Below are 22346 nucleotides of genomic sequence, written 5' to 3'. Positions count from 1 at the left end.
TCATAGTTCTCCTCTGATCCGTATCCTGAGTCTGCGGTGACACACTTGGATTGCTTTCCATGTCTTTTCTTGTACTTATCCAAAAACGGTTTGAAGGTCAGGGTGTCTGTTGGATTGTGATAGAGGGCGAAATTCGTCCAATATTGATTCTCTGTCGCTATTTGAAGATTATAGGCAGGCTTTGTCTGCCCATTGTTCATGGCATCTTCCTTGAGGCGCATGAAGGTCGCATCGGGATCAGTCTTGGAGTAACTGTTTCTCTCGCCCAGTATATCCAGTGATTTTTCATACTCGCGCAGTTTGTCCGAGGCTTTGAACAAGTGATCTATCTGAGTATTTAGCTTTTGCTTCTCTCTTCCTGTAAGCTTTGCCTTAGGAAGGTTCTTCACTTGCCTCTCACACAAACGTGCACTTCTCTCTACATCCTTGGCGAAAGTGGCTGGCTCGCTGTCTTCTTTCCTAATGTCACTCCCGCCATTCAGGCGAATTTGTTCTTTTATCTGAGCCAATGCAGCAGAGGTCTTTTCCAAGAGCTTAGCCCTGTTCTTTTCCACGGTCTTCTTCCATACAAACGTGTACTTGTTTGCTTTCGACTCTATCTTAGTGCCATCAACATATTGTTCCTCCAGACTAATCACGCCCTTTTCAGCCAATATGGAGACGACTGCATCAAAATAGAAGTCGATGCACTTTATCATATGATTGGTTCTAAAGCGGTTGATGGTCGCGAAAGACAGTCGCTTGCCTCCACAAATCCACATATAGCGAACATCGTATTTAAGTGCGTCCGCTATGCCACGACAGGAATAAACGCCATTGATATAGGCAAAAACAACTAAACTTAGAAGCATCTTCGGACTGTAAGGAGGAGCACCAATCCCATCATAGGTATCCATGAGAGGGTTGATGTCCATACTGCGAACAATACGATCCACCATACGAACTTTGCTGTCTTTTGGCACATAATCATCGAAAGAGTTAGGAAAAAAGCTCAATTCGTGCCGAGTTTCAGATTTTATTTGTATCTTTGCCATACTTAAAGAAGTTTTCTGCAAAAATACATTTTTTTTGCGGAAAGACAAAGCCCGAGCTTGTGAAAGTTTGGGCTTTGTTGTAAATAAAAATGTTTTTTAAAAATTTCGTATCTGTGAAAAGGCAAAAAATTAAAAGGGGTGCGTCACAGACTTATGACACACCCCCTTATTTTCTTATACGGTTTACCGCCCAAACCAAGGGCAGCCATCGTATGATCCTTGATAATCAACTCGCCTTTCTGCAAAACAGCTATCGCCGACTTGATTTCCTGGAAGTCTTTATTCGATACTCCAAAGAAGTTCCACTATCACACAATCTACAAATTCTGCGTATTATCCATTTTTACGTTTATCAAGTAAAAAGCTGATAAACTCATCAGAGATATTAGAGATTTCTCCTTTATCATAAATTGTCAACAAATCAATGATAATAGAATCTCCTTCCTGGTAAAGATTATAAGTGATGACCCTTGCACCACCACTCTTACCTTTACCCTTACTGGCTATTGCCATTCTTACCTTTCTGACACCTTTGCCAAGACTAGTACCTTGGTAAGGATCCTGTTCTAAGCCTGTAAGAAAAGCATCATAGTCATCAAGCATTGAACGATATTTCTTGGAAAGCTTTCTAAGTTGTCGCTCAAATTCTTTTTCCGTATAAATCTTAACCTTCATACTACGCCTCCTCTTCCCGAAGTCTTCTCAACAAATCACGAGCATCCATCGGCTTAGTCCCATTCTTTTTATGAGCTTCCATTTCATCAAGAGCACGGTTGAGGCTTTCTGCCACATAGGCTTCCTGCTCGGCTTGGCTCATATATCTTTCCTGGTAACTATTTTCTGATTTGGAGATAGAACTGGCTAATTTTTCAGCATAGTCTTTGAGCTTAGCGACAAATTCGTCAAGCGTATATTGACCTGTAGAAGGTACTTGAAACTGAATATTAATCGTTTCCATCTTATTCCTTTCTTTTAAATTAACGCCACAAAAATAACGAAAAGAATTAGAAATGCCAAAGAAAAGAGCGACTTTCTTCATTTAAGATACAAAAAAAGCCTTTCAGTATCAAAAATACCAAAAGGCTCTATTGTCCTATCTCGATTTCACTTCAAAAATATTCAATTTATTCCTTCAGCCATAAGTTCATAAGCTGATCATCAATATAATACATACTCTGATCAACCTCTGCCTGTGGCGCTGTTTGGTTGATTCTCAGAGAAAACAGAAGCGTCTGAAAATACGAGAACCTCAGCCAAGCTAATGTAAAGAAGATTCATTCTTTATATTGCCATCACACTTCATCTGTAATCTGCTGATTTTCAAGAACATAACTTGTTGAAAATCTACATGACCTAACGATGCGCATCATTAACACCTAATAAAGCGCTTCGTTAGCACCTAATAAAGCGCATCATTAGACCTCAATAAAACGCATCATTAGACTATGATGGATAATGAAGGGTGAGAAAATGCTTAGGCACGGCAACTTTGCGCCCTGACTATGGCATTTTTGTGCCCTCTAAGGAGCAATTTTCCGTATGCAATGATACCTGCTCGGCAGCAATATCCACGATCTTCTTTCTACGAGCTACACCTATTATATAATGGGCATCCTTAGCACTGCAATGGAAATACTTCTTCACAGCAACTACCAGGTCTCCCTTCTTTACAGAAGTGACACCCTCAGGATAAGCACTACGGACAGCCTTCTCTATGTCCGACATCTTAAACTCTATGTGCTTCTTGTGGTGGTATAATGAAAATGCCAGCAGCATGACCACTACAAAGAAAACCAAAACAAATGTAACTTGAGTCATGGTATAAAATATTTATGTTAGATAATCTTTCACTATAAGATTTCGCAAATATAATACTTTATTTTTAAAAGACCAACCTTTTGCATCATTTTTTTCAGATAAAGATACTTTTTGTAATTTTTCTCAGTATTTGATGAATATTTCTATCTAATATTTTGTTATGTCGGAAATATTGCGTACATTTGCCAACAAAATCCATAAAAAACATAGAGAAAATGCAAGAAACCGTCAAAAAAGTTTTGAGCAGCGACTTCAATCGCAAGAAGGCTCTGATGTTTGCCATCACCGCCCTGCTCACCGCAATAGTTTGGAATCTGCCCATCGACAGCTTTGGCATCGAGGGGCTGACAGTCGTTCAGCAACGCGTCATCGCCATCTTCGTCATGGCGGTCATGCTATGGCTCACCGAAGCCATTCCTGCCTGGGCAACATCAGTAGTCATCATCTTCGTATTGCTGTTCGGTGTATCCGACTCGGCCTTCAATATCATGCAAGGTTCCGAAGGCGAATACGGCAACCTCCTGGAGTATCAGGGTATTATGGCCTGCTTTGCCGACCCTACCATCATCCTCTTCCTCGGTGGTTTCGTGATGGCCATCGCCGCCACCAAGAGTGGACTCGATGTACTGATGGCTAAGACCCTCATCGCTCCTTTCGGCAAGAAATCAGAAAATGTACTATTGGGCTTCATGCTCATCACCGGCATCTTCTCCATGTTTATCTCTAATACTGCCACCGCAGCCATGATGCTTACCTTCCTGACTCCTGTATTCAAGGCACTTCCTGCCAACGGAAAGGGAAGAATAGCACTCACCATGGCCATCCCTATCGGAGCCAACCTCGGCGGTATGGGAACGCCTATCGGAACACCTCCTAATGCTTTCGCATACAAGGTTCTTACAGCACCAGACGGACTCAATCTCGACATCGGTTTCGGTGACTGGATGATGATTATGTGCCCGATGGTACTCGTTATGCTGGTATTGGCATGGTTCATTATCCGCAAGATGTTCCCTTTCTCACAGAAGACTATCGAACTGCAGATCAAGGGAGACATCCAGTTCAACTGGCGTACCATCGTAGTGGCAGCCACCTTCATCCTGACCATCGTACTCTGGGTATTCGGTAAGAAATATTTCGGTATCAATGCCAATACCGTAGCCATGTTACCTATCGCCGTATTTGCATTTACCGGTGTGCTCACAGCCGACGACCTGAAGGAAATCGACTGGGCAGTCATCTGGATGGTAGCCGGTGGTTTTGCCTTGGGTCTTGCCATGAATGGTACGGGGTTAGCAGAGAATGCCGTGAAGAGTATTCCATTCGACACGTTCAACCCGATAGTCATCATGATCGTATCAGGACTCGTCTGCTTTGCATTGAGTAACTTCATCTCCAACACCGCTACTGCAGCCCTCCTGATTCCTATCCTGACCGTAGTATGTGCCGGTATGGGCAATTCACTCGAAAGCATCGGTGGAACCTCTACTATTATTATAGGTGTAGCCGTGGCTGCTTCCTGCGCCATGTCGCTTCCTATTTCCACCCCTCCAAATGCCATCGCCTACTCTACCGGACTCATCCAACAGACCGATATGGTGAAGGCTGGCCTGACCATCGGTCTCATCAGTATGATTCTCGGATATGGTGTGCTCATCACTTTCTGTAAGATGGGTGTACTCTAAAAAACTCAAAACAATATATCTCTAAAATGAAAAAAATAGTAATTGGTATCGACGTAGGTATCTCCACCACCAAGATTGTGGGCATTGACGAAGACGGAATCGTAGTAAGTCCCATCCGTATCAAGGCTACAGACCCAATCACATCTCTGTATGGAGCATTCGGAAAATACCTGCACGACAACCAGATCAGCCTCTCTGAGGTGGAACATGTGATGCTTACCGGCGTAGGCTCTGCTTATATAGACGAGCCAATCTATGGACTTCCTACCTCCAAGAGCGAGGAATTCGTAGCCGACGGCCTTGGTGCCAAATATGAAAGCAAGCTCGACAGGATGATTGTAGTAAGCATGGGAACGGGTACATCACTCGTGAAATGCGAAGGCGACAACATACGCCACATCGGAGGTATCGGCATCGGAGGCGGCACCTTAGCAGGACTGAGCCGCATCATGCTCAAGACCGACGACGTGAAGCAGATAGCCCATCTGGCAAAAGATGGTGATGTTTCCAAGATCAACCTGCTCATAGGCGATATCAGCGCCAAACCATTGCCAGGACTGCCAATGAATGCCGTGGCATCTCTGTTCAGCAACGCCAAGGCAAACGCATCTCGCGAAGATATTGCCAAAGGCCTCATCTGGATGGTACTGCAATGTATCGGTTCTGCCACAATCCTTTCCTCCTTAGAGTCGGGAATCAAGGATTTCGTACTCATCGGAAACCTGACCCTCATGCCTCAGTGCCGGGAAGTATTCCCTGCCATGGAGAAACTCTACAATGTCAGGTTCCGCATACCTAAATATTCAGAATTCTGCACGGCAATAGGTGCAGCGCTTGACTATAAAAGGAATCAGAAATAAGCTCAGATTTCTGCAAGTGAGGTGCAGAAAGCCCATATATAAAGGGATTATCGACTAAAGCATCCGAATAAGCAATAATTAACATTTCGGGGCAAAAATCGCATAACTCTTTGATGCATAAGCAATTAATCGTTTTGGAAAACAATAAAATACAAAAGTTTTCCAAAACGATTTTTTAATTGCCTGATTATCAGCTACTTAATATTTTTTAACCAAAGAAAAGTTGTCCAAAAGAGAAAACTTTCAAATATCTTTTGTATCTTTGCAATGTCAAAATCGAGGTTTCTACTGCCTCTTTTTTGCGTAAAATGTTAATAATAAGCTAATTAAATATCAATCTTAAAGTAAAGCTAGAAATGATACAAACTGTAGTAAAGCGTGACGGACGCATTGTTGGTTTCAATCAACAGAAAATCATGGCTGCCATACGTAAAGCCATGTTGCACACAGACAAGGGTGAAGATGAAACTCTTATTGAGAAAATCACTGATCATGTAAGCTATCGTGGCAAGAACCAGATGAGCGTAGAAGCCATCCAGGATGCCATCGAGATGGAGCTCATGAAGAGTGCCCGCAAGGACGTGGCACAGAAGTACATCGCATACCGCAACCAGCGTAACATTGCCCGCAAGGCAAAGACACGCGATGTGTTCATGAGCATCGTGAATGCCAAGAACAATGACATCACCCGTGAAAACGCCAACATGAATGCCGACACTCCTGCCGGCATGATGATGAAATTTGCTTCTGAAACTACAAAACCATTCGTTGACGACTACCTCCTCAGCGAGGAAGTTCGTGACGCCGTCCTGCACAACTACATTCATATACACGACAAAGATTATTATCCTACCAAGAGTCTGACTTGCGTACAGCATCCGCTCGACGTCATCCTGAAGCATGGTTTCACAGCTGGCCATGGTTCCAGCCGTCCAGCCAAGCGTATTGAGACAGCAGCCGTACTGGCTTGCATCTCTCTGGAAACCTGTCAGAACGAGATGCACGGTGGTCAGGCTATTCCTGCTTTCGACTTCTACCTGGCTCCATACGTAAGAATGTCTTACCAGGAGGAAGTGAAAAACTTGGAGAAACTCTCAGGAGAAGATCTCAAGGATCTTTATGAGGCGCCTATCGATGACTATATCGAGAAGCCACTCGACAATCTTCAGGGAAGAGCACGCCTGGAGCAGCACGCCATCAACAAGACCGTAAACCGTGTACATCAGGCAATGGAGGCTTTCATCCACAATATGAACACCATCCACTCCCGTGGCGGTAACCAGGTGGTTTTCTCTTCTATCAATTATGGTACAGATACCAGTGCAGAAGGCCGTTGCATCATGCGCGAGATTCTGAAGAGTACTTACGATGGCGTAGGAAATGGCGAAACTGCCATCTTCCCTATCCAGATCTGGAAAAAGAAACGTGGCGTCAACTTCTTGCCAGAGGACCGCAACTACGACCTCTACCAGTTGGCTTGCAAGGTAACTGCCCGCCGTTTCTTCCCTAACTTCCTCAACCTCGATGCCACATTCAATCAGAACGAGAAGTGGCGTGCTGACGATCCTGAGCGCTACAAATGGGAAATCGCCACTATGGGTTGCCGTACACGTGTATTCGAAGACCGTTGGGGAGAGAAGACCAGTATCGCACGCGGTAACTTGAGTTTCTCTACGATTAATATCGTAAAGTTGGCCATCGAGTGCATGGGTATCGAGAACAAGGAATTGAGAATCAAGACTTTCTTCGAGAAGCTTGACAATATCCTCGATATCACAGCCAAGCAGCTCGACGAGCGCTTCCAGTTCCAGAAGACCGCTATGGCTAAGCAGTTCCCATTGCTGATGAAATATCTCTGGGTAGGCGCCGAGAACCTGAAGCCAGAGGAGACCATCGAGAGCGTAATCAATCACGGAACGTTGGGTATCGGTTTCATCGGACTCGCAGAATGTCTGGTTGCCCTCATCGGTCATCACCACGGCGAGAGCGAAGAGGCACAGGAATTGGGTCTGAAGATTGTTACCTTCATGAAGGAACATGCTGACGAATACAGCGAGCAGTATCACCACAACTACTCCATCCTCGCTACTCCAGCAGAGGGCTTGAGCGGTAAGTTCACCAAGAAAGACCGCAAGCAGTTTGGTATCATCCCGGGCGTTACTGACCGCGATTACTATACCAACTCAAACCACGTACCTGTATATTACAAGTGTACTGCCATGAAGAAGGCACAGGTGGAGGCTCCTTATCACGATCTGACTCGTGGTGGACACATCTTCTATGTTGAGATTGACGGCGATGCTACCCACAACCCTTCTGTCATTGCCAGTGTGGTTGACATGATGGATAAGTACAATATGGGATATGGTTCTGTAAACCACAACCGCAACCGCTGTCTGGACTGTGGCTACGAGAATGCAGAGGCCAATCTGGAAGTTTGTCCTAAGTGCGGAAGTCACCACATCGACAAGTTGCAGCGCATCACTGGTTACCTCGTAGGTACTACCGACCGCTGGAACAGTGGCAAGTTGGCTGAGCTTCACGACCGTGTAACTCATATCGACACTCCACAAAAGTAAAATAAGGATAAACTGGGAAGAAATCATGATAAGCGTTCTTAGCGTAATCCACGACACGATGGTGGATGGTCCTGGTTTCAGGACCTCTATCTATTGTGCAGGTTGCCCCAATCATTGTCCTGAATGCCATAATCCGCAGTCGTGGGACATCAACAATGGTACGATGACATCAACCGAAGACCTGCTGAAGGAAATCATGAGCGATCCGTTCGCCAACGTTACCTTCTCAGGAGGTGATCCGATGTTTCAGGCTGAGGGATTTGCCGAGTTAGCTCGTGCCATCCGCAAGGAAAGCAGCAAGGATATCTGGTGCTTTACGGGTTATAAATATGAGAATCTCCTGAAGAACCCGGCACAGAGAGCACTGCTTGAACAGATAGATGTCCTGGTAGATGGTCCGTTCATAAAGGCACTCGCCGATAAGGACCTGTTTTTCAGGGGAAGCAGCAACCAGCGACTCATCAATGTAAAGAAGTCGCTTGCCACAGGAGAGGTGGTAGAACTACACCTCACCAAGGACAACCCTACACCGGTTTTATAAGGCATTAAAACGATAAGACATCATAACTTTACTCACCAGCATCGGGAGAAATCCTGATGCTGGTGAAATATAAAAATCCTCTTGATTCAGCTTTATCAGCCTGATCAAGAGGATTTTTATTGTATCGTCCATTCCATATTTCCGTATTCTATAACTCCCTATAAGTTTGTGAAATTATCAGAATGCCCATTGCATCTCCTGCAGCAACAGGCGGATATAATCCCTTTCCCAGTCCTGTTCACGCAACCGGACTGTACCCCACTGCAAAAGATCGAGATCCAATCTGATGATATTCCTCATCTTTTCCTCCCGAGTTCTTCCACATTCTTTCTCTACCTGTTTCAATATCCGTTCCACTTCCTCCTGCTCCTTATCCGTATCAGCTAAGGCAAGGGCATTTACGAATCGGTCGGACGCGATGCCTATCGGTTCGGTCCATAACATTCTCGAAAAGGAGATGCCGGGGAAAAAGCTGTGCAGACGCTCCATTGCGAAAGCCACATTCTTCTCTTGCTCATGATTAGAGCCTAAAGCTATCAATATCCTAACGCTCATCTTTTTTCTGCAAAAATAATCAAATAATATCGAAAAAGCATACAAAAAGTGAAAAATAAAAAATAAATAAGAGAAAACAAGCGAAAATAAACTATTTTTTATATTTTTGCAGTATGAATAGAATCAAAGCAAACATCATAGGTCTGGCTCTTCTGCTCTGCACCCTTCCTTCGGGCGCACAGATGAAGTGGAACCAGACTTATCAGACATATATCAACCAGTACAAGGATCTTGCTATTGAGCAGATGCTCAAATATCGGATACCAGCCAGTATCACGCTGGCACAAGGTCTCTTCGAGAGCGCTGCAGGCAGAAGCAGCCTGGTAAGACAGGGCAATAATCATTTCGGCATCAAATGCCACACTTCATGGACTGGTCCTACGCAATACCACGACGATGACGCCCGTGGTGAATGTTTCCGTGTATATAGCGATGCCAGGGAAAGCTACGAAGACCATAGCCGCTTTCTGGCACGGCAACAGCGATATGCCCGGCTTTTTTCACTGAACAGCAACGACTACAAAGGATGGGCAAGAGGGCTGAAACAATGTGGCTATGCTACCAATCCGCAGTATGCCAACAAACTGATACAGATTATCGAACTGTACAAGCTCCATGATTATGACAAGGCAAAACGCTACGACAAATTCATGGCAGAACATAGTGGCACAGATCAGCCGGTCAACGCACAAGGACTTCTGCACCCTATCCACATCTTCAACGACAACTATTATCTGTATGCCAGAGAGGGAGAAACCTTCAAGAGCATCGGAAAGGAAGTGGGTATCAGTTGGAGAAAATTGGCTAAGTACAACGAAAGAGACAAACACGATATCCTGCACAAGGGAGATATCATCTATCTGAAGAAAAAGCGCAAGAAAGCGCCTAAGCAGTTCAAGAAACGCCCTCATATCGTACAACCAGGCGAGAGCATGTACAGCATTTCACAGAAATATGGCATAAGACTGAAGAGTCTCTATTCCAAGAATCACCTTGATCCTGACTTCAAGATATACCCTGGAGCCAGACTGAAAGTAAGATAAAGAAATAAAGAAAAGAAAATGAAGAAGAAAACACTGATCATTGCAGCTCTTGCTATGCTCATGATGCCAGGCAAACTCCTGGCACAAAACTTCAACGACTATTTCGTTGACAAAACCCTGCGAGTAGATTATACCTTCGTAGGAAACGCAAAGCAACAGATGATTGCAGTAGATGAACTGAACGTCATGCCCCGCTGGTATGGTAAAAAGCAGCGACTGGGCGAAGTGCCTGTAGAAGGAAACGGACAAATCACAGTTCGTGCCCACAAGACAGGTGAGGTCATCTATCGCAACTCTTTCTCTACCCTCTTCCAGGAATGGCTTTCCTACCCGGAGGCTAAGAAGAATACACAGAGTTTTGAGAATGTATTCCTCGTACCGATGCCAAAAGACACGGTGGACATCACCCTGTCGCTCTTCAACAACCGCCGTGAGGTTACTGCATCACTCACCCATCAGGTAGTGCCTACCGACATCCTCATCCACCACAAGGGAGAGAAGCCGACAGCATACGAAACCATCCAGCAGGCAGCCGATACAACTCGCTGCATCCATATTGCTTACGTAGCAGAGGGATACACAGATGCAGAGATGGACACTTTCATCAAAGACGTAAAGGATGCCAACGAAGCGCTCTTCAATCATGAGCCATTCAAGAAAATGCGTGACAGATTCAATGTCATCGCCGTAAAATCACCATCTGAAGAAAGCGGAACGAGCGAACCTGCCAAAGGAATCTGGAAGAATACTGCACTCCACTCTCATTTTGATACATTCTATAGCGACAGATACCTGACCACACTCCATCTGAAGGACCTGCACAACTGGTTGGCTGGTACCCCATACGAGCATATCATTGTACTGGTAAATTCCAAGAAATATGGTGGAGGTGGAATCCTCAATTCATACAACCTGACCTCTACCCACCACAAGTGGTACAAGCCAGTAGTAGTACATGAGTTCGGGCATTCCTTTGCTGGTCTCGCAGACGAATACGCCTACGATTTCGAAGAGATTCCAATGTATCCACACGACGTAGAACCTTGGGAGCCGAACATCACCACGCTGGTCAACTTCTCCAGTAAGTGGAAAGACATGGTTAAGAAGGGAACACCTATCCCTACCCCTCTCTCAGAGAATACGAAGGTGGCAGAAAGCAAGGTGGGAGTCTTTGAAGGTGCCGGCTACAGCACCAAGGGAGTATATCGTGGCGTTCAGGATTGCCGCATGCGCATCAATGACACGCCAGAATTCTGCCCTGTCTGCAAGAGAGCTATCACAAACCTAATAGATTTCTATACAAAATAGTCCTCTATATAACTTCAAAAATAAAAAAATAACTGAAACCTATTTTCAGTAGAAATAGGTTTCAGTTATCTGTTACAAAACCAAAACTCCTTAGAACTATGAAAGAAAGAAAAATTGAAATTGAATACCAGTTTGCACAATTGGAAGAATTGAGCCAGGAAGAACAAAACCTGGTGGAAAAAGCTATTGCTGCTACCCAGAATTCATACGCCAACTACAGTCACTTCTACGTAGGAGCCTCCTGTCTTCTGGAAGACGGTAGCATCGTCATCGGTGCCAACCAGGAAAATGCAGCCTTCCCATCAGGACTCTGTGCTGAAAGAACGGCAGTCTTTGCAGCACAGGCAAACCATCCGGAATTGTCCATCAAGACCATTGCCATTGCTGCAAGAAATGCCAACGGATTTCTCAAGGATCCGATTTCCCCATGTGGAGCTTGCCGTCAGGTCATCCTCGAAATAGAAGACCGCTACAAGCAACCGGTACGCATTCTTCTCTATGGCACAGAGGGCATCTATTGCTTCAGAAGCATCAAGGACCTACTTCCTTTCTCTTTCGTAGATGCCAATATGAGATAACTACTTCAGCAGATCGCTGATTACAATGCCTATCACCTTAGGCTTCAATCCATCCAACATGTGGCTGACCTGTATGATACGGGCCTGCATGTCGGGTGTGTCCCTATATTTCTGATAAGCATCCTGAGCCTTAAGAAATTCATTCCATGCACCCACCCAGTTTTCCATAAACAGATGACAGAAACCTAAGCGGTAATAGGCATCCGGCTTTTCATTCTCATAGCACAACGGCAACATTGCCTCATACATAGGGATGGCCTCCTTGTACTTCTGCAGATTGAAAAGACTTTCTGCATTTGCCCAATAATAGAACGACCGTTCATGAGGGGCAAACAGAGCCAACTGGGGTATCGCCTCCGTCAGATACTTATTAGCATGTTCATAATCCCATTCGTAATAATAGCAGACTCCTAAATAGGCCTTGTATCTGGGATTGAGCCGATATTGCTTCTCCAAGTCCTGCATAATCATCAGGCACTCATGATATTTTTGGGACGTAAAATACTCCAAAGCTTTACCCAACTGCTCGGTAGCCTCATCATTGCGCTGGGCAAAAACCAAAGAAGGGACAAACATCAAGTTCATCCCCAAAAAGCACAAGGCCCATTTTCTATATGTACTCATCTTCATAAGCTACATTTCTCCTGATAAGTCATAAAAGAAAAACTACTCTTCTTTTTTATCCTCCCGATACAGGAAACATCCTGCATCAGCCTTGTCTTCTTCGCGCTTGAGACCATTGCGATCATAAGGCAAAGCGGTCTTCGGATCGGCTGCACCAATGGCAGCAGACTTGGCAGACAAGTGGAAATCATAAATCAGATTTTCAGTATCGAAAACTGAGAAATGCTTCTCGCCATACATGGTGGTATCCTTCACATCTTCATAGACGACATGGGTAAAACGGAGACTGTCCTCCGTCATCATCTTCTCGGTACGCAACACACAATGGTCGAAACTGAACTTGAGCGGTTCTTCCTCTACTGGCGTCCACAGTACCTCATCATTACCATATCCCGTAACGAGAGAATTTCTGACGTTCAATGTATCTATAGGAGCCTTGAAACCGATTGCAGAACGTCGATTGCCATCAAACGGATAGAACTGTGCAATTGTACTATTGTTGACATCCACATGACCACCCTCTACATAGAGACAATGATTGAGCGTATTTGAAATCTGCGTATTATAAACCTGTACCTTGGCATAAGAAATCGCTAAGCCATAGCCTTGGCAGTTATGGATAGTAGAATTTTCTACCAGCAATTTCTGGGTAGCAAGATCGCAGGAATCCACTACAATACCATGATAAGCACTGTGGAGATCAGTATATTTCAGTTCATTATCAGCAGAAGCCTCTCTCAATCGGATGCCCTGCCATTGTCCGGGAGTACGGTCGTATGGCAGATAGTCAAACATCCGGTCGATACGGTCGCCCCTCATCGTAACCGGTTTTTCGGCAGTACCTGCAGACTTCAGTTTACCATATACATCAATACCAGCATTCTCATGGAAATAAAGCGTAGCACCCTCTCTGATAGTGAGTGTACCTAAGCTATCTACCTTGATTCCGCCATAGATAACGATTGGTTTCTGGTAGCCGCTTTCATCCGGTTCACCCAGAACAGTTTCCTCACCTTTCTTCACTTCCAGACCGTTGTGCATCTCTGCATCCCATGAAAAGGCACGCAGATTAATCTTCTGCCGCACCCCACTTTCTAAGGTAAAGACAAGGTCGTCCTCCACCAACTGCGGTTCATTTTTCTCCTGCTGAGCAGAAGTCAATTCCACGAATACACGGATGCTGTCTCCCTTACGAATCTCGACATCACTTGTCTGAAAACCAGCTGCCTGTCCGAGAAACGTACCATCCACATTCACTCTGAAACCTTCCTGATTACCACCTTCCAGACGGATATTGCTACATCTGATACCTTTTCCAGAACGGTTGTAAACCCACATCGTTCTGGTAGGTGTCGGAACATTCGAGAAGGTAGTATCCAACCTTACCGTATCAGTAGAAAAAGTCAGCAAGTCTGCCCGGGATGAAGAAAAATCCTCATCATCCATACAGGAAGACAAACTTACGATTCCTAATAAACCTATAAAATATAATATAACCGAATTCTTACTCATACTTATAATAACGCAAGAACTTGCAAATTATTCTATATTTTATCAACCATCTTTCTGATAAAATGAAAAGTTCGCCCAGTTTCCTGATGACTCTTGATGGCAAGCCACTTGAGACTATACACGACTGGTGTAAAGTCCTATTATCATCATGACAAACATGCGGATGTACATGATGAGAGTGTTTCTTGCTATCGTTCCACTTTGTGACATAAAAAGACTATCCTTTTAAAAAGAAATAAGACTTAACACTCTTTACCACCTCTTCCACTTCATCCCATGTCATAACAGGGCTTATCGGCAAACTCAGTTCTTCCTGATGAAGCTGCTCTGAGATAGGAAGGGAAAGGGAATGTAATTCAGGATAGCATTCCTGACGATGAGGAGCTATCGGGTAATGGATTAATGTTTGGATTCCATGATTGGTAAGACACTCCTGCAACTCATCCCTACGATTACAGAAAATCGGGAAGATGTGATAGACATTGCTCGCATCTGGCATCTGCTTGGGTAAACGAATATATCCTGCTGAATGCGCAGATAAGGTCTCCAAACCTTGGAGATGATCATAATAATATCGGGCTATCTGCTGGCGATGGGCATTATCCTCATCTATATACTTGAGCTTGACATCAAGTACAGCTGCCTGAATCTCATCCAAACGGCTATTACGACCCTTATATTGAAAGACATATTTCTTATGCGAACCATAATTGGCTAAAGCTCGAATGACTTCTGCCAATTCCTGATCATCTGTGGTAACAACACCGCCATCACCCAATGCTCCCAAATTCTTTCCTGGATAAAAACTATGTCCCGCAGCATCACCCAAACTACCGGTGTGCTTGCCTTTCTGCACAGATTCAGGAACTGCTGGTTCACCAAGATAACGGCAACCATGCGCCTGGGCATTATCCTCTACTAATTTCAAATGATACTTATTGCAAATATCGGCTATTCGCTGAGTATAAGCACATCGTCCGTAAAGATGGACGATCATCACAGAACGGGTACGCTCCGTGATTGCTTCCTCTATACGAGCATCGTCTATCTCAAGAGTCTCTGGATCTGGTTCTACCAAAACTGGCTTCAGACCATTCTCTGAAATAGCTAAGATGGAAGCGATATAGGTATTGGCTGGGACGATCACCTCATCCCCCTCCTTCATCACGCCCATCTCTATATAAGCACGATAGATGAGGGTCAGGGCATCCAAGCCGTTTCCTACACCTATACAATAGCGGGTACCGATAAAGTGAGCGTAATGTTCTTCAAACTGCTTGACAGAACTACCTTGCAGATACCAACCGGAATCTATCACACGGCTAACTGCCTCATGAATCTCATCCGCATGCTGCAAAGTAATCTTCTGTAAGTCTAAAAACTTAATCATGAGTGGAGTCGTTTTGACACTTCTAGGGTTAATCGAAACTTGCTACTACTTTTACATGTCTCGATCAAACTCATCATTTTTTTTACTGATAGCAGATAACATAGGGGGTTGCCGAAGTATGCGTTGCCCTGTGAAATCCTGCTTATGATATGAAGTTGGGTCATTCTGCCTTTTTTCATATTTTTGCAGGACAAAGGTAATATTTTTTAAGCAAACTACCAAAAAAAGTATCGCTTTTAAGCCATTTTTTTGTGCAAATTGTGCAAAAGCTACAAGAAAAGAGCAAAAAAAGACGCACCTATCACCGTCATCACACCACAAACCACGATTGAAAGACTACTCATCGCTCCCTCAATAGTACCCATCTCCATCGCTTTAGCCGTACCCAAAGCATGGGCAGAACAACCGATGGCGATACCTTTTGCTATCGGTTCCTTGATGCGAAGGAGGGAAAGGAACTTCTCTGCAAAGATGTTTCCAAGAACTCCCGTTACGATGATAACGACTACTGAAACTGATACGTGACCGCCCAACTCTTCTGATACGCCAATACCGATGGCTGTCGTAATGGATTTTGGCAAGAACGTAACATACGAAGCATGATCGAAATGAAATAGTAATGCAAGGATAAGTACGGAACACAAACTTGCCAATACTCCCGACAAGATACCAATCATGACGGCACGATAATTCTTCTTCAACAATTCAACCTGCTGATACAATGGTACAGCAAGACAAATCGTGGCAGGCGTCAGCAAATAACTGATGATATTGGCACCAGCACTATACGACTCATAACTTACACCTGTAAGCAACAACACACAAATGACCAATATGATAGCTATCAAGAGCGGATTCATAAGAGACCAACCCGTCTTAATTTTCAAAGCCAAACCTATTCCATACGATACCAAACTGACCAGCACTCCAAAAAATACTGATTCCAGAAACAACTCCATCTTGTTTTCTCCCTTATTATTTTAGTTAATTACTTCTTATTTTCTTTCTGTACCTTGTTACGCTGGATAACAAACTGTGTAATCCAACCAGAGACTCCCATCACTACAAAAGTACTCAATACCGTAACGATGATATACTCCAGCCAGGAATTGCCTATCGACTTCCAAGAATCAATAAGTCCTACAGCTGCAGGAATAAACATGACAGGCATGACTGCGATGAGAAAACTGCTCGTCTCACGAATATCCTTCACCTTGACCCATTTCAACTCCAAGGCGACAAACAACAAGACTATACCATATATACTGGCTGGTATAGGCAATGGAAGAAAATAATGCAACAGCTCTCCCAAAAACGAGAAAGCGATGATTATCATAAATTGAATAAGAAACTTCATGATTTCAAGTTAATTTTAGTATCACTTTTCGTTGTCCAAACCGATTTGCTCCACATAGCGCTCTATCATAGAGGCTGTTTTTTCTGTTCCCAACCGGTCACTATCCAGACAAATGTCATAATCATTGGCATCTCCCCAGGTAAGCCCTGTATAATACTTATGGTATGCCACACGACAGTCGTCTAACTGTTCTACAAACTCCTTCGCATCTTCATAAGAAAGATTCTGTTCCATCTGGATATCTGCAATGCGGGATTTCATCGTTCCCTTCAAGAATACGGAAACCAAATCCTTACGTTCACGGAAAATATAGTTACCGCAACGACCGATGATAATACAGTTCTCGTCACCAATCATGTCTGCAAGTACACGCAAAGGTCTTTCCGTGGAATCTTTGCGAGTTTCACCAAAGGAAGACATGGCAAACAGGAGTTCATCTACTGGGCGCTCCTCAAAGAATGCTTCCATCTCATCGAGCACACCTTTCTCGCTTGCCATCTGAAGCAAGCTCTTTCTGGTATAAAAAGGAATACCATAATGTTCTGCCAGCAATTTGCCTACATTGACGGCACCACAGCCACACTGGCGGGCTATTGTAATAATCATGAGCTATACTAATTTTTAAAAATTGTTACCCTATCTTGATACGATACAAAAGTACAACGGCTTTTATATATAAACAAAAAAGCTAAGAAGAATAGACTTCTTAGCTTTTTTGTCGGGGCGACAGGATTCGAACCTGCGACCACCTGTTCCCAAAACAGGAGCGCTACCGGGCTGCGCTACACCCCGCTTGCATGATGCTAACTTAGTAAGAGATAGAGTCGGGGCGACAGGATTCGAACCTGCGACCACCTGTTCCCAAAACAGGAGCGCTACCGGGCTGCGCTACACCCCGCTCATCAAACTCATTTACTTAGCTTTTAGCCTCATTTCTGAATTGCGATTGCAAAGGTACTACAAATATTTGATTCCACCAAATTTTTTCCGAACTTTTTTTCATTTTTGCTAAAAAATCCCTTTTTTACACGCAAATAAGGGTGTCCCATTAGTCATGATACTACTTCTTCAACAGTTTTCTATTTACCTTGAAACGGTCGAAGCCTAAACCATAAACACCGATAACGGCACTCTGACTGACAAAAGCAGTAGGATCTATCTCGTCTATCAGTCGGAAAATCTTTTGCGATTCCCTTTGACGCGCCAAGACAAAGAGCATGTGGACATCCTTGCCACTATAGCAACCATGTCCATCCATCACCGTACAACCACGGTCGGCTGTCGTATTGATAGCAGCACTCAACTCAAGATACTTATCAGAGATGATAAAGAACTGGACCGAACGACGCAAGGTATTGATGACATGATCAACACAGAGAGACGACACAAAGAGGCATACATAACCATAAATCACCATCTCCCAACTCTTCAGCACGAAATAACTGCTCGAAATAATACAGAGGTCACAAATCAGAATGGCATGTCCTAAGGAAATGTTATAAAACTTGTTGATCATGGCTGCCACCGTATCCGAACCACCCGTACTGCCATTGCAAGACAAACCTAATCCGGCACTCGTACCCATACAAAAACCTCCCAAGACGGTCGCCATGAAAGGCTGGTCATGCAACAAGGTAATATTTCCTTCCCCATAGAACTCTATCATGCGAGTATAAATGGCAAAAAGGGAAATGCCATAGAGCGTCTTCAGACAGAATCGCCATCCGAGGATGCGCAAGGCTATCGCCAACAGGAAGACATTCAGACCGAAATAAGAAACTGATACAGGGATGCCTGCACCCCAGTACAAGATAGAAGCGAGACCACCGATACCACCCATCGTGATATGATTAGGCAAAAGGAAAATGTTCAATCCAATACTACCTATCAACATCGCCAAGGCTATGATGACGTAATCTCTAATCTCATGAATTTTACTTTTTCTCGTCATAAAAATGATGTATATTTTAAATATGGGTGCAAAATTACAAAGTTTTTCGTAAAATTAAGACAAATATGTGAGATATTCAAAAAAATATTCCTATTTTTGCATCATTACTACATATCATATAATATTGTAGCATTCAAAATACTCTATTGTTTCATTAATTAACATGAAAGTTATGGCAGAATACACTACGATTATTACAAACTGGAAACATCTTAAAAACGGTCTTCCTTACAAATGGATTGTCGATTACGCTTCCTACAATGCGTATGGCAATTTCAAACTGTCTGCTGAAGACTGGGAAAAGAGAGATTACATTGTCAACTTCAAGGGAAACTCGGAGTTGACTACAGAGATTGACCATCAACAGGCTCTCAAGAAAGCGATTTCCGACATCACCACTCTCATCAAGGAGACTTTCGGCGATGCCGCTAACCAGTTGACCCTCGTTTGTATTCCTGCATCTACCCATGCAAATACCAAACGACGTTTTGAGGAATTCAGCAAGGAGGTCTGCGAGCAGACCAGTATGGCCAATGCCTATCCGCTTATTTCCTGGACTACCAAAACGAATCCTGACGATGGAGAGGAAGAGGACGAATATGCCTTTGACTTCGAAGCCATCAAGGGCAAGGACATCCTGCTATTCGACGACATCATCGCATCAGGCAGTTCCGTTTGCAAATTCGCAGACAAACTCAAGGCAGAAGGAGCTAACGTGATTGCAGCAATTGCATTAGGGAAAAAACTTTGATTTCAAAAGCGAAGGTAAACATCTTATCAATCAGGATTTCCCCTATAGCAGAAAGGCTTGTGTAGGATTTTTCATTCCTAAACAAGCCTTTTCTCATGATTGAAACTCAGCATCCACAACTCAGTATCAGTGACTGATTGTTGATGAATATTGACTATTGAATATTCAGAACTTACTCTTAAACCCTTTGGCCAATCCTCCCTCAGAAGTTTCTTTATAGAGCGATGGGAGATCATGACCAGTCTGTCGCATTACCTCCACTACTCTATCAAACGAAACACGGTGATGACCGTCGGAGAAGGAAGCATACAAATCTGCATCCAAGGCACGTGCCGCAGCAAATGCATTGCGCTCGATACAAGGTATCTGAACCAAACCGCATACAGGATCGCAGGTCATACCGAGGTGATGCTCCAGTCCCATTTCCGCAGCATACTCTACCTGTGATGGACTTCCACCAAAAAGTTGACAGGCAGCAGCTGAAGCCATAGCGCAGGCTACACCTACCTCACCCTGACAACCGACATCCGCACCACTGATGGAAGCATTCTGCTTAACGACATTTCCTACAAGACCAGCTGTAGCCAAAGCACGAAGGATACGCTGTTCACCCATTTCATGCGCCTTATGCATGTGATAAAGTACAGCCGGCAACACACCGCAGGCACCACAAGTAGGAGCAGTAACGATAATACCGCCAGATGCATTTTCTTCACTGACTGCTAAAGCATAAGCATAAACAAGTCCACGACTCTGCAAGGAAGCACGATAACCATTCGCCTTGGTATAATAATTGGCAGCCTTGCGAGGCAACTTCAGCGGTCCAGGAAGCACACCTTCATGCTCCAGACCTCTTTCAATCGCCTCCTTCATCGTTTTCCAGATGTTAGCCAAGAAATCCCAGATTTCCGGTCCCTCGCACTTCTCTACATATTCCCAATACGAACGACCATTCTCATAGCACCAGTTCTGGATATCACCCAACTTATTCAGTTCGTACACATCCTTGGCACCCAATTCATCCTGGTCGCCATTGCCTTCAGAAAGCGCACCTCCACCAATACTAAACACCGTCCATTCATCCAGGATATCGCCATCGACATCCTTTCCCACAAATTTCATTCCGTTGGGATGAAAAGAAAGAAACGTCTGAGGTTCCCAGATGATTTTGACAGAATGATAGGGTTGGATAACTTCCTCAATAGCCACATCTGTCATATGTCCCTTTCCTGTAGCAGCCAAACTGCCGTAAAGCGTCACTTCGTACGAAGAAGCATTACCGCAACGCTGTAGAAAGAGTTTTGCTGCACGCTGAGGTCCCATCGTATGACTGCTCGAAGGACCCTTGCCGATTCTATATAATTCCTTTAATGATTTCATCGTACTTTTATCTAATGTTGAAAAAAGAAAAAATAAAGGCCAAGCTAAACAGGAACTGTCCAACTTGACCTTTATCATTATACCTTATTATATATAATATAAGGATTACTTGATAATACCTTCTTCTACGAAAATTTTCTTCAAGATTACAACAGCTTTTTCTACCTGCTCCTTGGTATGAGTTGCCATCAGGGCAAAACGAACCAAAGTATCCTGAGGTGCACAAGCTGGAGGAATCACAGGATTGATGAATACACCTGCATCATAAGCCATCTTTGTTACGACGAAAGTCTTCTCTGCATCACGAACATAGAGAGGAATGATAGGGCTCTCAGTCTCACCAATCTCAAAACCTTCCTCACGGAAACGCTTCAAAGCATAGTTGGTTACATTCCAGAGATTTTCAAAACGCTCAGGCTCCTTCTGAATAATGTGAAGCGCCTCAAGAGCAGCAGCAGTAGCGGCTGGAGTATTAGATGCGCTAAAGATGTAGGTGCGGCAATTGTGACGGAGGAAATTGATAGTATCCTTATCTGATGCAATAAATCCACCGATGGAAGCCAAACTCTTTGAGAATGTACCCATGATGAGATCCACCTCGTCTGTCAGACCGAAATGATCGCAGACACCACGACCCTGCTTACCAAACACACCCAAGCCATGAGCCTCATCTACCATGATAGAGCAGTTGTACTTATGCTTCAACTTCACGATTTCTGGCAAGTTAGCCAAATCACCCTCCATTGAGAACACACCATCCACAACAATCAGCTTGATAGCCTCCTGAGGAAGTTTAGAGAGCACACGCTCCAAGTCTTCCATATCATTGTGCTTGTAGTGCAACTGTGTAGCGAATGAGAGACGACGGCCATCTACGATAGATGCATGGTCGCGGTCATCGCAAATCACGTAGTCATTACGACCTACAACGCAAGCCAACACACCCTGATTTACAGAAAAACCTGTTGAGAAGCAAAGAGTCTCATCTTTACCCATGAACTCAGCCAACTCTTTTTCGAGCTGAACATGCAAATCGAGAGTACCATTAAGGAAACGGCTTCCAGCACAGCCTGAGCCATACTTGTCGAGAGCAGCCTTAGCTGCATCTATTACACGCTGATCATTAGTCAAACCCTGGTAAGCATTAGAACCAAACATCAAAATCTTGTGACCATCGATGTCAGTAACTTCTGTCATCTGCTTACTTGTAATCTCACGGAAATATGGATACACACCGGCAGCCATATACTTCTGTGGTTCACGATAATTCTTGTATCTTTCTTGTAATTGTCCCATTATTAATAGGTGTACTTTATTATTTTCAATTGTTTCAGGGTGCAAAGATACAAAAAAGAACTTATAAATCCTATTTTTTTCTAA

At 44.0% G+C, this 22346-nt stretch carries 22 protein-coding genes and 2 tRNA genes; 8 read left to right on the top strand and 16 right to left on the bottom strand.

The features are described from left to right. The 4 genes from DW917_RS06095 to DW917_RS06080 form a co-directional block, all read right to left on the bottom strand. Window positions 1–1034 (bottom strand): transposase (locus tag DW917_RS06095; RefSeq protein WP_147344123.1); only part of this gene is annotated, 1034 nt, incomplete at its 3' end. A 333-nt stretch (window positions 1035–1367) separates the two neighbouring features. Then, window positions 1368–1709 (bottom strand): addiction module toxin RelE, encoded by a 342-nt coding sequence (locus DW917_RS06090; RefSeq protein WP_118117149.1) that lies wholly within the window; start codon window positions 1707–1709, stop codon window positions 1368–1370. Between the two features lies 1 nt (window position 1710). Then, entirely contained in the window at window positions 1711–2073 is a 363-nt protein-coding gene (locus DW917_RS06085) for a hypothetical protein (protein WP_118117148.1), read from the bottom strand. Window positions 2074–2534: 461 nt separating this feature from the next. Next, complete coding sequence (locus DW917_RS06080) at window positions 2535–2852, bottom strand: hypothetical protein (protein WP_022110279.1); 318 nt, start codon at window positions 2850–2852, stop codon at window positions 2535–2537. A gap of 215 nt (window positions 2853–3067) precedes the next feature. Here DW917_RS06080 and DW917_RS06075 point away from each other — a divergent pair, with 215 nt between their 5' ends. The 4 genes from DW917_RS06075 (at window position 3068) to nrdG (ending at window position 8517) form a co-directional block, all read left to right on the top strand. Next, window positions 3068–4537 (top strand): DASS family sodium-coupled anion symporter, encoded by a 1470-nt coding sequence (locus tag DW917_RS06075; protein WP_118117146.1) that lies wholly within the window; start codon window positions 3068–3070, stop codon window positions 4535–4537. 26 nt (window positions 4538–4563) lie between these two features. Further along, entirely contained in the window at window positions 4564–5397 is an 834-nt protein-coding gene (gene coaW / locus DW917_RS06070) for a type II pantothenate kinase (protein ID WP_118117145.1), read from the top strand. Between the two features lie 356 nt (window positions 5398–5753). After that, on the top strand, window positions 5754–7976 hold the full coding sequence (locus DW917_RS06065) for an anaerobic ribonucleoside triphosphate reductase (protein ID WP_118117144.1): 2223 nt from the start codon (window positions 5754–5756) through the stop codon (window positions 7974–7976). 25 nt (window positions 7977–8001) lie between these two features. Continuing rightward, window positions 8002–8517 carry an anaerobic ribonucleoside-triphosphate reductase activating protein gene (gene nrdG, locus DW917_RS06060; protein ID WP_118117143.1) on the top strand — a complete coding sequence of 172 codons (516 nt, stop codon included), beginning with the start codon at window positions 8002–8004 and terminating at the stop codon, window positions 8515–8517. Between the two features lie 177 nt (window positions 8518–8694). On the opposite strand, the gene DW917_RS06055 is transcribed toward nrdG, so the two are convergent. Continuing rightward, window positions 8695–9072, bottom strand: coding sequence for a 2-amino-4-hydroxy-6-hydroxymethyldihydropteridine diphosphokinase (locus DW917_RS06055; RefSeq protein WP_118117142.1), 378 nt, complete (start codon window positions 9070–9072; stop codon window positions 8695–8697). A gap of 113 nt (window positions 9073–9185) precedes the next feature. Here DW917_RS06055 and DW917_RS06050 point away from each other — a divergent pair, with 113 nt between their 5' ends. The 3 genes from DW917_RS06050 to cdd all read left to right on the top strand — a co-directional run bounded on the left by DW917_RS06050 (window position 9186) and on the right by cdd (window position 12001). Beyond that, a complete protein-coding gene (locus DW917_RS06050) occupies window positions 9186–10115 on the top strand; it encodes a glucosaminidase domain-containing protein (protein ID WP_118117141.1) in 930 nt (309 codons plus the stop codon). 18 nt (window positions 10116–10133) lie between these two features. After that, the gene (locus DW917_RS06045) at window positions 10134–11423 is read left to right on the top strand and encodes a M64 family metallopeptidase (protein WP_118117140.1); all 1290 of its coding nucleotides are present in this window, start codon (window positions 10134–10136) and stop codon (window positions 11421–11423) included. A gap of 98 nt (window positions 11424–11521) precedes the next feature. Next, window positions 11522–12001, top strand: coding sequence for a cytidine deaminase (gene cdd, locus DW917_RS06040; protein ID WP_022110271.1), 480 nt, complete (start codon window positions 11522–11524; stop codon window positions 11999–12001). Here cdd and DW917_RS06035 read toward each other — a convergent pair whose 3' ends face one another. From DW917_RS06035 to DW917_RS05995, 9 genes are all read right to left on the bottom strand, one after another. Next, window positions 12002–12625, bottom strand: a complete 624-nt coding sequence (locus tag DW917_RS06035) for a M48 family metallopeptidase (RefSeq protein WP_147344122.1) — start codon at window positions 12623–12625, stop codon at window positions 12002–12004. 42 nt (window positions 12626–12667) lie between these two features. Continuing rightward, complete coding sequence (locus DW917_RS06030; RefSeq protein WP_118117138.1) at window positions 12668–14137, bottom strand: right-handed parallel beta-helix repeat-containing protein; 1470 nt, start codon at window positions 14135–14137, stop codon at window positions 12668–12670. Between the two features lie 217 nt (window positions 14138–14354). Further along, window positions 14355–15527, bottom strand: coding sequence for a DegT/DnrJ/EryC1/StrS aminotransferase family protein (locus DW917_RS06025; protein ID WP_118117137.1), 1173 nt, complete (start codon window positions 15525–15527; stop codon window positions 14355–14357). Between the two features lie 269 nt (window positions 15528–15796). Continuing rightward, window positions 15797–16486, bottom strand: a complete 690-nt coding sequence (locus DW917_RS06020) for an LrgB family protein (protein WP_118117136.1) — start codon at window positions 16484–16486, stop codon at window positions 15797–15799. Window positions 16487–16515: 29 nt separating this feature from the next. Continuing rightward, window positions 16516–16884: a CidA/LrgA family protein gene (locus DW917_RS06015; RefSeq protein ID WP_118117135.1), complete on the bottom strand. Its 369-nt coding sequence runs from the start codon at window positions 16882–16884 to the stop codon at window positions 16516–16518. A 21-nt stretch (window positions 16885–16905) separates the two neighbouring features. Continuing rightward, entirely contained in the window at window positions 16906–17490 is a 585-nt protein-coding gene (locus DW917_RS06010; protein WP_022110264.1) for an AAA family ATPase, read from the bottom strand. Between the two features lie 112 nt (window positions 17491–17602). Beyond that, a tRNA-Pro gene (locus tag DW917_RS06005) sits at window positions 17603–17676 on the bottom strand. Between the two features lie 32 nt (window positions 17677–17708). After that, window positions 17709–17782, bottom strand: a tRNA-Pro gene (locus DW917_RS06000). 162 nt (window positions 17783–17944) lie between these two features. Continuing rightward, the gene (locus tag DW917_RS05995) at window positions 17945–18835 is read right to left on the bottom strand and encodes a YitT family protein (RefSeq protein WP_118117134.1); all 891 of its coding nucleotides are present in this window, start codon (window positions 18833–18835) and stop codon (window positions 17945–17947) included. 172 nt (window positions 18836–19007) lie between these two features. Here DW917_RS05995 and DW917_RS05990 point away from each other — a divergent pair, with 172 nt between their 5' ends. Then, window positions 19008–19586, top strand: coding sequence for a phosphoribosyltransferase (locus tag DW917_RS05990; protein WP_158570073.1), 579 nt, complete (start codon window positions 19008–19010; stop codon window positions 19584–19586). Window positions 19587–19751: 165 nt separating this feature from the next. Here DW917_RS05990 and DW917_RS05985 read toward each other — a convergent pair whose 3' ends face one another. Further along, a complete protein-coding gene (locus DW917_RS05985) occupies window positions 19752–20966 on the bottom strand; it encodes an L-serine ammonia-lyase (protein WP_118117132.1) in 1215 nt (404 codons plus the stop codon). Between the two features lie 105 nt (window positions 20967–21071). After that, the gene (locus tag DW917_RS05980; RefSeq protein WP_118117131.1) at window positions 21072–22262 is read right to left on the bottom strand and encodes an aminotransferase class I/II-fold pyridoxal phosphate-dependent enzyme; all 1191 of its coding nucleotides are present in this window, start codon (window positions 22260–22262) and stop codon (window positions 21072–21074) included. Between the last annotated feature and the right edge of the window lie 84 nt (window positions 22263–22346).

It is taken from the genome of Prevotella sp. AM42-24 (genome assembly GCF_003461825.1).
Taxonomy (GTDB): domain Bacteria; phylum Bacteroidota; class Bacteroidia; order Bacteroidales; family Bacteroidaceae; genus Prevotella; species Prevotella hominis.
The sequence above is the reverse complement of the archived record's forward strand: the minus strand, read 5'-3'. Positions and strand labels throughout refer to the sequence as shown.